Origin of the sequence: Magnetospirillum sp. UT-4 (assembly GCF_902729435.1) — a bacterium.
Taxonomy (GTDB): Bacteria; Pseudomonadota; Alphaproteobacteria; order Rhodospirillales; family Magnetospirillaceae; genus Magnetospirillum.
The window spans coordinates 36,741-47,648 of sequence record NZ_CACVCG010000056.1 but is presented as its reverse complement, the minus strand read 5'-3'; the positions used below and the strand labels follow the sequence as shown (position 1 = coordinate 47,648).

12 protein-coding genes are annotated in these 10,908 nt (G+C 69.9%); all 12 read right to left on the bottom strand.

Going from position 1 to position 10,908, the window contains the following annotated elements; translation table 11 throughout:
- Positions 1-128: 128 nt before the first annotated feature.
- The 12 genes from MTBUT4_RS09100 to MTBUT4_RS09045 all read right to left on the bottom strand — a co-directional run bounded on the left by MTBUT4_RS09100 (position 129) and on the right by MTBUT4_RS09045 (position 10,904).
- A complete protein-coding gene (locus MTBUT4_RS09100; RefSeq protein WP_173979365.1) occupies positions 129-1,529 on the bottom strand; it encodes a nitronate monooxygenase family protein in 1,401 nt (466 codons plus the stop codon).
- Positions 1,530-1,620: 91 nt separating this feature from the next.
- Positions 1,621-2,382, bottom strand: coding sequence for a glycerophosphodiester phosphodiesterase family protein (locus MTBUT4_RS09095; RefSeq protein ID WP_173979364.1), 762 nt, complete (start codon positions 2,380-2,382; stop codon positions 1,621-1,623).
- 115 nt (positions 2,383-2,497) lie between these two features.
- Complete coding sequence (locus MTBUT4_RS09090; protein ID WP_217424140.1) at positions 2,498-3,547, bottom strand: CoA ester lyase; 1,050 nt, start codon at positions 3,545-3,547, stop codon at positions 2,498-2,500.
- A gap of 167 nt (positions 3,548-3,714) precedes the next feature.
- Positions 3,715-4,143 (bottom strand): DsrE/DsrF/DrsH-like family protein, encoded by a 429-nt coding sequence (locus MTBUT4_RS09085; protein WP_173979363.1) that lies wholly within the window; start codon positions 4,141-4,143, stop codon positions 3,715-3,717.
- On the bottom strand, positions 4,130-4,930 hold the full coding sequence (locus tag MTBUT4_RS09080) for a molybdopterin-synthase adenylyltransferase MoeB (protein WP_173979362.1): 801 nt from the start codon (positions 4,928-4,930) through the stop codon (positions 4,130-4,132). The genes MTBUT4_RS09085 and MTBUT4_RS09080 overlap by 14 nt, the downstream gene beginning before the upstream one ends.
- A 175-nt stretch (positions 4,931-5,105) precedes the next feature.
- Positions 5,106-6,047 (bottom strand): cysteine synthase A, encoded by a 942-nt coding sequence (gene cysK / locus MTBUT4_RS09075; protein ID WP_173979361.1) that lies wholly within the window; start codon positions 6,045-6,047, stop codon positions 5,106-5,108.
- A 73-nt stretch (positions 6,048-6,120) separates the two neighbouring features.
- Positions 6,121-6,576: an Rrf2 family transcriptional regulator gene (locus tag MTBUT4_RS09070; RefSeq protein ID WP_173979360.1), complete on the bottom strand. Its 456-nt coding sequence runs from the start codon at positions 6,574-6,576 to the stop codon at positions 6,121-6,123.
- A gap of 3 nt (positions 6,577-6,579) precedes the next feature.
- Complete coding sequence (gene dut, locus MTBUT4_RS09065; protein WP_173979359.1) at positions 6,580-7,041, bottom strand: dUTP diphosphatase; 462 nt, start codon at positions 7,039-7,041, stop codon at positions 6,580-6,582.
- The gene (gene coaBC / locus MTBUT4_RS09060) at positions 7,038-8,246 is read right to left on the bottom strand and encodes a bifunctional phosphopantothenoylcysteine decarboxylase/phosphopantothenate--cysteine ligase CoaBC (protein ID WP_173979358.1); all 1,209 of its coding nucleotides are present in this window, start codon (positions 8,244-8,246) and stop codon (positions 7,038-7,040) included. Before coaBC ends, dut begins: the two co-directional genes overlap by 4 nt.
- 103 nt (positions 8,247-8,349) lie before the next feature.
- Positions 8,350-9,129: a mechanosensitive ion channel family protein gene (locus MTBUT4_RS09055; protein ID WP_173979357.1), complete on the bottom strand. Its 780-nt coding sequence runs from the start codon at positions 9,127-9,129 to the stop codon at positions 8,350-8,352.
- 40 nt (positions 9,130-9,169) lie between these two features.
- Positions 9,170-10,150: a DmsC/YnfH family molybdoenzyme membrane anchor subunit gene (locus MTBUT4_RS09050; protein ID WP_173979356.1), complete on the bottom strand. Its 981-nt coding sequence runs from the start codon at positions 10,148-10,150 to the stop codon at positions 9,170-9,172.
- 16 nt (positions 10,151-10,166) lie between these two features.
- Positions 10,167-10,904 (bottom strand): 4Fe-4S dicluster domain-containing protein, encoded by a 738-nt coding sequence (locus MTBUT4_RS09045; protein WP_173979355.1) that lies wholly within the window; start codon positions 10,902-10,904, stop codon positions 10,167-10,169.
- Between the last annotated feature and the right edge of the window lie 4 nt (positions 10,905-10,908).

Here is a 10,908-nt window from a genome sequence, read left to right as displayed (position 1 = left end):
ACGAGGCCCGTGGCACGGCGTCCATGGCCCGCCCCATCCTTCGAGACGAGCGCTGCGCGCTCTCCTCAGGATGAGGCTAAGGACACGGAATGGCCTAACGGCGACGCCAGGGGAGGGGAGAAGCCCCCCTAATCCCCGCTGGCGATGCGGTCGACCAGTTGGCCGACGGTGGGAATGAACCCATCCTTGTAGAACGGGTCGGAGCCGAAGCGGAAGGCGTTGTGGCCGGCGAACATCAGCTCGTGCTCGACGTCGCCGCCATGGCCGATGTTCTGCAGCGTCTTCTGGATGCAGAAGCTGCGCGGATCGGCCTTCTTGCCGTTGGTGCCGGCCTCGTTCTGCGCCCAGTTGGAGAAGGCGCACATGGACAGGCAGCCCATGCAGTCGACCTGGTCCTTGCGGATTTCCTCGGCCTTGTCGGGGGCGACGAAGACCAGGGTGCTGTCGGGGGTGCGCAGCGCCTCGGAGAAGCCCTCGGCGATCCAGCCCAGGGCCGCCGCCTTGTCGTGGGGGGTGACCCAGACGATGCGGCTGCGGGCGCCGATGGGCAGCTCGGCGACATGGTCGCCGACGCTTTCCGAGGAATAGGCGATCTGGCGGTCCGAGCGTTCCACCAGCTCGCGGATGAAGCCGTTCTTCACCGCCGACGAATAGAAGCCGGTGGGGCTGAAGCGGTGCAGCAGCACGTCGCCCGGGGTCAAGGTCAGCAGCCGCCGCTTCCAGGCCTCCGAGATCGGGCTTTCGCGGGTCAGCAGCGGCCTTGTGCCGAACTGGAAGGCGACGGCGCCCAGCTCGGGATTGCCGATCCAGTCGCTCCATTCCTTCAGCGCCCACACGCCGCCGGCCATGAAGACCGGAACGGAATCGGACACGCCGCAATCGCGCATGGTCTTGCGCAGCTCGATGACGCGGCCCATGGGCGGCTCGGGCTTTTCCGGGTCCTCGGAATTGGACAGGCCGTTATGGCCGCCGGCCAGCCACGGATCCTCGTAGACGACGCCGCCCAGCAACTCGCCGTGCTTGTGGTAGGCGCGCTTCCACAGGGCGCGGAAGGCCCGCGCCGAGGAGACGATGGGGTAGTAATAGACGCCGAACCCGGCCGCCAGCTCGGCGACCCGATAGGGCATGCCGGCGCCGCAGGTGACGCCGTGGATCAGGCCCTTGGCCCCCTCCAGCGCGCCGACCAGGATGTCCTCGGCGCCGCCCATCTCCCACAGCACGTTCATGTGGACGCGACCCTTGCCGCCCGAGATGTCGTGGGCGATGCGGGCCTGGGCGATGGCGCCCTTGATGCCGAACGCGATCAGCTCGCGGTGCCGCTCGGTGCGGGTCTTGCCATGGTAGACCATGGGGATCAGCTTGCCGGTCTCGTCGTAGGTGTCGGCGTTGACGCCCGAGAAGGTGGCTACGCCGCCGGCCGCCGCCCACGCGCCGGAGCTTTCGCCGTTGGACACGTTGATGCCCTTGCCGCCTTCGACGACGGGAAGAACCTCGCGACCGGAGATGACGATGGGGTCGAGTCTGAACAACTGAAACGGCCTTTCCTGCGGGGCGAACGCTGATGCGCCATAGTTCTAGCGGGCATTTCGCCGCTTTGCCACCTCGGACGTGAAAAATTCATTACATTGTATTTTGCGCCGCCGAAATCCGGCCCGGCCGGTCGGAAAACACCGCCGCCACGCCACGCCGCCACAGCACCGCCGCCCGACCCGGATCGTTGACGGTATAGGCCAGCACCGCCAGCCCGGCGGCGGCGATGCGGGCGATGGTGGCCGCCCCCAGCCGGCGGTGGTCGGCGTGGATGGCGACGCAGCCCAAGGCCTCCGCCGCCTGCCGCCAATCGGCCGGCAGCCCGCCCACCAGCAGGCCGCGCGGCCAGGCCGGCGCCACTTGGCGCGCCGTCGCCAGGGCGACGCGGCTGAACGAGGACACCAGCGGGGGCGGCCGGTCGGACGGCCAGGCCCCGGCGGCGACCTCCAGCGCGGCCGCGGCGGTGGCCCGCTCGTCGCCCCGGTCGGGCTTGATCTCGATATTGACCGCCAGGCCCAGCTCCAGGCACAGGGCCAGCACCTCGGCCAGGGTGGCGACGCCCAGGCGCTGCAGCTCGGCCAGGCCGCGCGCCTTCACCGGCCCGGTGGCACCGGTGCAGCGTTCCAGGGTGTCGTCGTGGAACACCACCGGCACGCCATCGGCCGACAGCCGCACGTCGAACTCGACCATGCGGCAGCCCAGGGCGGCCGCCGCGCGGAACGAGGCGGGAGTGTTCTCGGGGGCATGCCCGGCGGCGCCGCGATGGCCGATGACGGGGGGGAGAATTAAACTCCCTCCCCCCTGGTGGGGGAGGGTTGGGGTGGGGGGGAGAACCGCGTCGGACGGAATCATGTGCGGCCTCACCGGAATTCCGTCGTTCCCGCGAAGGCGGGAACCCAGGGCCACGGAACAACTGCCGGCGCACCCCCTGGGTCCCCGCCTGCGCGGGGACGACGAAAAAGCCGTGTCACAGCCCGTACTTCTCCGCCATGGCCTGGTCCTTGGCGGCGACGGCGCGGGCGAGGTCGACCATGACCTTGGCCTGCTTCCAGGTGGCGTCGTCCTGCATCTTGCCGTCGATCATCACCGCGCCCGAGCCGTCGGGCATGGAGTCCAGAATCTTCTTCGCGAACAGCACCTCGTCCACGTCGGGGCTGAACACCGTCTTGGCGATGGCGATCTGGCTGGGATGCAGGCTCCAGGCGCCGGCGCAGCCGAGCAGGAAGGCGTTGCGGAACTGCGCCTCGCACGCCGCCGAGTCGGAGAAGTCGCCGAACGGGCCGTAGAAGGCCTTGATGCCGGCCGACTGGCAGGCATCCACCATGCGGGCCACGGTGTAGTGCCACAGATCCTGCTGGAACAGGGTGCGGGGCGCGTCGCCCCTGGCATCTTCCAGCACGCCGTAGAAGGGATGGCCGCCGCCGACCCGGGTGGTCTTCATGCCGCGGCTGGCGGCAAGGTCGGCCGGCCCCAGGCTCATGCCGTGCATGCGGGGCGAGGCCTGGGCGATGGCCGCCACCTGCTCGACCCCCAGCGCCGTCTCCAGGATGGCATGGATCAGGATCGGCTTGGTGACGCCGTGCCTGGCCTCCAGCTGGGCCAGCAGCTGGTCGAGGTAATGAATGTCCCACGGCCCTTCGACCTTGGGCAGCATGACCACGTCCAGCTTGTCGCCGGCCGCCGCCACCAGGGTGGTGAGGTCGTCGAGGAACCACGGGCTGTTGAGGCAGTTGACCCGGGTCCACAGGCCGCAGCCCGAGGACGGGTCCCAGGCCTTGGCCACCTCGACCAGGCCGGCCCGCGCCGCCTCCTTGGCGTCGGCGGGGATGGCGTCCTCGAGATTGCCCAGCAGCACGTCCACCTGCCGGGCCATCTCCGGCACCTTGGCCCGCATCTTCTCCACATGCGGCGGGAAGAAGTGGATCATGCGCTCGAGCCGCACCGGCAGCTCGCGATAGGGGGCGGGAGCGCCGATGGCGAGCGGCTCGAAAAACTTGCGGGGCGGCTTGATGCTCATGGCGCGCAATCCTCTTTCGGGGACGTTAGGGTTGACGCAATAATGATGCGTTATGCTGCGCCGCACAAGGGAGAAGGTGGCGGCTGGAAAGCCGTCGCCTTCCAGCGGCCATTGAGGCCGCGGCCAAGCGCGCGGAGGCGCGCGCCCGGCGAGGGCAGACCAAGACTCTATACAAATAGCATCGCCCCGTCCTTGCTGGCATCGGCCAGGAAGGTGACGACGCCGCCCTTGGCCACCGGCACGTCGGGGCGCAGGCCGTCGGGGTCCATGCCCAGGGCCTTCAGCCCCATCTCGCAGACCATCACCGTGACCCCCAAAGCGACGCAGGCGGACAGCAGATCCTCGAAGGTGGCGACGCCGCGTTCCCTGAACTGGGCGTCCATGGCCTCGGCGGTCAACCCGCCCTCCGACACCGGCAGGCGCTTCCAGCCCTGGTCCTTCTCCAGCGCGCGGCCGGCCCACATGGTGAAGAACAGGGTGACCGGGGTGTTGGAGGCGATGGCGGCGGCGGCCATCACCAGGGCGTAGTGAACGCGGTCGAAGGCGCCCGAGAACACCACGATGGACAGCTTCCGGGGCTGCTCAGCCGCAGGCATGGGCGGTGCTCCCATGGGACGCGAGGTCGGTGATGGCGGGATGGTCGCCGCACAGCGGGCAGCCGGGATCGCGCGGCACGCGGACGGTGCGGAAGGTGGTGGACAGGGCGTCGACGATGAGCAGGCGGCCGGCCATGGTCTCGCCGATGCCCAGCAGCTCCTTCAGCACCTCGGTGGCCTGCAGCGAGCCCATCACCCCGGCGATGGCCCCCAGCACCCCGGCGGACGAGCAGGTGGGCACGGCGCCCTCGGGCGGCGCCTCGCGGTAGATGCAGCGATAGCAGGGGCCGCCCGGCCGGAAGGTGGCGAGCTGGCCGTCGAAGCGCAGGATGGCGGCCGAGACCAGGGTCCTGCCCTCCAGCCGGCAGGCGTCGTTGACCAGGAAGCGGGTGGGGAAATTGTCGGAGCCGTCGGCCACCACCTGGTAATCGGCCAGGATGGCGCGGATGTTGTCCTTGTCCAGCCGCGCCCGGATGGGCACCAGGCGGACATCCGGATTGATGGCCGCCACCGCGTCCGCCGCGCTGTCGACCTTGGGCCGGCCGACCCTCTCGGTGGCGTGCAGCACCTGGCGCTGCAGATTGGACAGATCGACCACGTCGTCGTCGATCACCCCGATGGTGCCGACTCCGGCGGCGGCGAGGTAAAGGATCACCGGCGAACCGAGCCCGCCCGCCCCCACCACCAGCACCCGCGAGTCCAGCAGCCGCGCCTGCCCCACCCCGCCGACCTCGGGCAGGATGATGTGGCGGGCATAGCGCCGGATCTGGTCCTCGGTGAAGGTCATGATCGCTTCCAGGTACTCCCCTCCCCTTGATGGGGAGGGCCCTCCTTTTTTACTCCCCTCCCCTCGATGGGGAGGGGTGGGGGTGGGGTGAGGTCCGCGACTCCGTCCGACGCGGTTCCCCCCCACCCTGGCCCTCCCCCGCAAGGGGGGAGGGAATAAGGGAGGGGGGTGTTCGTTATTCGAACAGCGCCGTCGACAGGTAGCGTTCGGCGAAGCTGGGCAGGATCACCACCACCAGCTTGCCGGCCATGTCGGGGCGGCCGGCCACCTCCATGGCGGCGGCCAGGGCGGCGCCCGACGAGATGCCGACCGGCAGGCCCTCCAGCCGGGCCGCCTTGCGGGCCATGACGAAGGCGGTCTCGTTGCCGATCTGCAGGATCTCATCGACCACCGAACGGTCCAGGTTCTTCGGCACGAAGCCGGCGCCGATGCCCTGGATCTTGTGCGGCCCGGGGGCGCCGCCCGACAGCACCGGGCTGTCCTCGGGCTCCACCGCGATGATGCGCACGCCCGGCTTCTTCTTCTTCAGCACCCGGCCGATGCCGGTGACGGTGCCGCCGGTGCCGACCCCGGCCACCACCACGTCGACCTTGCCGGCGGTGTCGGTCCAGATCTCCTCGGCGGTGGTGGTCTCGTGGATGGCCGGGTTGGCGGGGTTCTCGAACTGCTGGCACATGACCGCGCCGGGGGTCTCGGCGACGATTCGCTCGGCCTCCTTGACCGCCCCGGTCATGCCCTTGGCCGCCGGGGTCAGCACGATCTCGGCGCCCAGATGGGCCAGCATCTTGCGCCGCTCCAGGCTCATGCTCTCCGGCATGGTGAGGATCAGGCGGTAGCCCTTGGCGGCGCAGACGAAGGCCAGGGCGATGCCGGTATTGCCCGAGGTCGGCTCGACCAGGGTGGCGCCGGGCTTGATGCGCCCCTCGGCCTCGGCGGCGGCGATCATGGCCAGGCCGATGCGGTCCTTGACCGAGGCCAGCGGGTTGAAGAACTCGCACTTGCCGACCACGTCGGCGCGGGCGCCGGCCTCGGCCGCCAGCTTGGGCATGCGCACCAGCGGGGTGGCGCCGATGGTGTCGATGATAGACTCGTAGATGCGGCCGCGAAACTCGGTCATGCTATTCCCTCGCGCCGGGTGTGGAATTCAGCAAAAATACAGTCTTGCACCATCGCGGCGCCGCGGCAAGCCGTCAGATGATGAAATCCAGCTTGGCGTGGGCCTCGGACGGGATACCCGTCTTGTAGGAGCGCATGCACAGATCGTCGATGGTGATGGCGTCCAGGCGGGCCATGATCTCGTCGGACAGCTCGCCCCACATGGGCCGGATGACGTTCTTGCCCAGATCCGAGGCGGGGATGTCCTGGTAGGGGTCCTCGGCGGTTTCCAGCTGGCGCACCACCCGGACGATCTCGCCCACCGAGATGCGCCGGCGCTCGCGGGCCAGGCGGTAGCCGCCCCGGGGGCCGCGCACGCCGACCAGCACGCCGGAGCGCACCAGCTGCTGCAGGGTCTGTTCCAGGTAGCGGCGCGGGATGCCCTGGCGGCGGGTGATCTCGCGGCTCTGCACCGGCTCGCCGCCGGCGTGGTAGGCGATGTCGAGCACCGCCTCGATGGCGAACAGCATCTTCTTGGACGGGCGCAGCATGCTCTAGCCTCCCTGCCGGCCGCTGCCGGTCGATCCGAAACCGCCCTCGCCCCGCCCGGTTTCGGGCAGGGCCTGGCTTTCCACCCACTCGGCCCGCGCCACCGGCGCCACCACCAGCTGGGCGATGCGCATGCCGCGGCTGACGGTGAAGGGGGCGTCGCCCAGATTGATCAGGATCACCGCGATCTCGCCGCGGTAATCGGCATCGATGGTGCCGGGGCTGTTGAGCACGGTGATGCCGTGCCGCGCCGCCAGGCCCGAACGCGGCCGCACCTGGGCCTCGAAGCCCTCGGGCAAAGCGATGGCGAAGCCGGTGGCAACCATCGCCCGCCGGCCGGGCGCCAAAGCGATGTCGGCCGGGACGCAGGCCATCAGGTCGAGGCCGGCGGCATGGGCGGTCTCGTAGCGCGGCAGCGGCAGGTCCTCGGCATGGGCCAGGCGCAGGATGGGGATGGGGATGGTCACGGGTGTCCTCCGGTCAGGGCGTCGGCGATGCGCCAGGCCAGCCGCTCGGCGACGTCGGCCTTGGAGCAGCGCGGCCAGTCCTCGACACCGGCCTGGCTGATCAGGTGGACGGCGTTGAAATCGCCGCCGAACGTGCCGACGGCCGGCGACACGTCGTTGGCGACGATCCAGTCGCAGCCCTTGCGCGCCAGCTTGGCCTTGGCGTGCTCGACCACCGTCTCGGTCTCGGCGGCGAATCCCACCACCAGCTGCGGGCGGGCCGAGCCGCGTTCGGACAGGGTGGCCAGGATGTCGGGATTGGGCGCCAGCTCGATCACCGGCGGCGGGCCGCCCGGCTGCTTCTTGCGCTTCTCCTTCGAGGCGTTGGAGACCGTCCAGTCGGCCACCGCGGCGGCACACACCGCCACATCGACGGGCAGGCGCGCCAGCGCGGCGCCCAGCATCTCGCGCGCCGTTTCCACGTGCACGGTGGTCACCCCGGCCGGATCGGCCAGCGCCACCGGGCCGGAGATCAGGGTCACCTCGGCGCCCAGGCGGGCCAGCGCGGCGGCCAAAGCGTGGCCCTGCTTGCCCGACGAGCGGTTGCCGATGAAGCGGACCGGGTCGATAGCCTCGTAGGTGGGGCCCGAGGTGACCAAAGCCCGCAGGCCCTTGAGCGGCCCGGCGGCCAGCCGTCCCTCGATGGCGGCGGCGATCTCGGCCGGCTCGGCCATGCGGCCCACCCCCGATTCACCCTCGGCCAGCGGCCCGGCATTGGGGCCGATCACTGCGGCGCCGCGCGCCTTGACGGTGGCCAGATTGGCCTGGGTGGCCGGATGCCCCCACATGCGGAAGTTCATGGCCGGGGCCACCAGGATCGGCTTGTCGGTGACCAGCAGCGCCGTCGAGGCGAGGTCGTCGGCCAGTCCGGTCGCCATCTTGGCCAGCAGGTTGGCGGTGCACGGCGCCACCACCACCATGTCGCAGTCGCGCGCCAGGGTGATGTGACCGATCTCGTGCTCGTCGGTCAGCGAGAAGGTGTCGGCGTGGACGCGGTTGCCCGACAGGGTCTGCACCGACAGCGGCGTGACGAAATTCTCCGCGTTGCGGGTCAGCAGGCAACGCACATCGGCGCCGCTTTCGCGCAGCCGGCGGATCAATTCCAGGCTTTTGTACGCGGCGATGCCGCCGGAAATGACCAGAAGGATGCGCCGACCGTCGAGCACGGGGGTAACCTCAGGCTAAATACCCAGGATCGGGTGTGATTAACCTAATGCCGACGAAGAAAAGGCGCAAGAGGGCAGTGATATCACCGGCCCGGCCGCGAGCTCAGGCCGCCCCCACCCGGCATTCTTTCAGGATCGCCGCCATCAGCGCCGCCTTGACGCCGCCGGCATCGCCGGTGGCGCACCAGCAGGTGGCCGACACGTCCACCGTCTTCTCGCCGAACTTGGCCACCGCGACGCCGGGGGCGGGCTCGGCGGCGATGCGGGAATCGGCGGCCATCAGGGCGCGGATGCGGGCCATGGATGCCTCGACCTCGGCGCCGTAGGGCAGCGGCACCACCACCTCGACCTTGCGGGTCGGCAGGTGGCTGAGGTTGCGGATGGCGGCGCTCCACACCGCCGAATTGGGGGCGATGACGCGGATGTTGTCGCCGGTCACCAGGATGGTGTGGAACAGCGACACCTGCGCCACCGTGCCGGCCAGGGCGCCGGCCTCGATGCCGTCGCCGACCTTGAACGGGCGGAACAGCAGCAGCATCACGCCCGCCGCCAGGTTGGACAGGGTGCCCTGCAGGGCGAGGCCGATGGCCAGGCCGGCGGCGCCCAGGATGGCCACCAGCGAGGTGGTCTGCACCCCCAGCTTCTCGAGCACCGCCACGCCGGTGAAGGCCAGCAGCGCCCAGCGGGCCAGCGAGGCGAAGAAGCCGCGCAGCATGACGTCGGCGACCCTGACCCGGGCCAGGCCGGACTCGACCGCCCGCTCGGCCCAGCGCGCCAGCACCCAGCCGGCCAGCAGGATGACCAGCGCCCAGGCGCCGCTGATGCCCCAGTGCATGACCAGGGTGGTGACGTCCTCGAGGGACACGGTGGAAAACTCGGGCATGGCAGGGCCTCCGAAGGGAATGGTGCCTGCCTTTCGTCTATCACGCCATGCGTTGGTAGTACATATTCTGGACGTGGTTGCCCTGGGCGAAGAACACCCAGCGTTCCACCATCAGGCCCACGTACTGGACCAGCGCCGCCAGCAGCAGCATGGGGTGCTCGCCGGTGGCCCAGCCCGCCGCCACCAGCGCCGCCGGCAGGGCGAAGGCGAGGAACAGGAACAGCACCACCAGCCCCCGGACCACTTCGGACCCGATGCCGTGGCGGTATTCGGTGGTGTTGTAGGAGCCGCCGAGGAAGCCCTGGGAGATCTGGCGGATCTGGCCGTGATGGACGCCGATGGCGGTCTTCATGCTGGAGCGGCACTTGAGCCGGGTGTTGCGCCACAGCTGGAAGATGCGGGCGGCCATGGCCGCCAGGGTCAGCGCCAGCGCGTCGCCGGCGAAGAACTCGGTGAGGCTGGAGCCGGCCAGGCTGGCATAGGCGGCGGCGATGGTGAAGCCCGAGGCCAGGCCCATCAGGGTGTAGTTGACCACCGTCCACGAGCTGGCCCATTCGCGGATGAACTTCACCGAGGCGTAGATCATGGCGGTGCACAGGAAGAGGGCCAGCGCCGCCCCGGCGGCGGCGAAGCCCACCGCCATGGACAGGTCCAGGGACTTCTGGTTGCCGAAGGTCCACAGCACCGGGGTCCAGCCGAACCAATGCACCACGCCGTAGAGGAACGTCGCCCCCATCACCGCCGGCAGCACGATGACCTCGCGGCTGAGCCACGAGGTGCGCCAGCGGGTGGCGGTCCGCCACGCCCGCTGCGGGTTGGCCAGGTGGAAGAACGAGGCCACCAGCCCGAGCACCAGCAGCAGCTCGGCGATGGCGGCGCCGCCGGCATAGAAGGCGCCGCTTTCCTGGTCGGGGGTGGCGCCGATGACGAAGTACCACTGGCCGGTGACCAGGGCCAGCAGCAGGCCCTGGCCGGCGCCGATCAGGGTGGTGAGGAAGATGACGGAGAACGCGGGATGCATGGTTGTCGTCCCTTCCTTACCAGCTCGACATGTCGTCGATGGAGGGCGCGGTGAAGTTGGGCTTGGGCAGGTCGGCCTCGAACTTCAGCGGGTTGTCGGCGCGCACCAGCTCGTCCTCGTGCAGGCGCATGTAGGTCTTGCGCCGCGGCAGGTAGTGGTTGGCCGGGCTGGTGCCCCATTCCGGCATCAGCTGGTAGCCGGCATTCTCGCGGATGGCCCTGGCGGCCTCGGATTCGGGGTCGTTGACGTCGCCGAACAGGCGGGCGCCGGCCGGGCAGGCCAGCACGCAGGCCGGCTTGCGCCGCTCGGGCTCGAGGCTGGTGTCGTAGATGCGGTCGACGCACAGCGTGCACTTCTTCATCACCCCGGCGATGGGGTCGAATTCGCGGGCGCCGTAGGGGCAGGACCACGAGCAGTACTTGCAGCCGATGCACTTGTCGTAATCGACCAGGACGATGCCGTCCTCCTCGCGCTTGTACGAGGCCCCGGTGGGGCACACCGGCACGCAGGGCGGCTCCTCGCAATGCAGGCAGGATTTCGGGAAGTGCACCGTCTCGGTGGCCGGGAAGGTGCCGCACTCGAAGGTCTGGACGCGGTTGAAGAAGACGCCGTTGGGATCGGCGTCATAGGGGTTCTGGTCGGGCAGCGGCCCCGACCAGCCCGAGGTGTTCCACTGCTTGCAGCTGGTCACGCAGGCGTGGCAGCCGACGCAGACGTTGAGGTCGATGACCAGAGCCAGTTGCTTCTTCGCCATGGTC

Bases quoted from the DNA above. Each gene is read 5' to 3' on its own strand.
- MTBUT4_RS09085 (WP_173979363.1), bottom strand. From the start codon at position 4,143: ATGCCTGCGGCTGAGCAGCCCCGGAAGCTGTCCATCGTGGTGTTCTCG.
- MTBUT4_RS09055 (WP_173979357.1), bottom strand. From the start codon at position 9,129: ATGCCCGAGTTTTCCACCGTGTCCCTCGAGGACGTCACCACCCTGGTC.
- cysK (WP_173979361.1), bottom strand. From the start codon at position 6,047: ATGACCGAGTTTCGCGGCCGCATCTACGAGTCTATCATCGACACCATC.
- MTBUT4_RS09070 (WP_173979360.1), bottom strand. From the start codon at position 6,576: ATGCTGCGCCCGTCCAAGAAGATGCTGTTCGCCATCGAGGCGGTGCTC.
- MTBUT4_RS09050 (WP_173979356.1), bottom strand. From the start codon at position 10,150: ATGCATCCCGCGTTCTCCGTCATCTTCCTCACCACCCTGATCGGCGCC.
- MTBUT4_RS09045 (WP_173979355.1), bottom strand. From the start codon at position 10,904: ATGGCGAAGAAGCAACTGGCTCTGGTCATCGACCTCAACGTCTGCGTC.
- MTBUT4_RS09095 (WP_173979364.1), bottom strand. From the start codon at position 2,382: ATGATTCCGTCCGACGCGGTTCTCCCCCCCACCCCAACCCTCCCCCAC.
- MTBUT4_RS09090 (WP_217424140.1), bottom strand. From the start codon at position 3,547: ATGAGCATCAAGCCGCCCCGCAAGTTTTTCGAGCCGCTCGCCATCGGC.
- MTBUT4_RS09080 (WP_173979362.1), bottom strand. From the start codon at position 4,930: ATGACCTTCACCGAGGACCAGATCCGGCGCTATGCCCGCCACATCATC.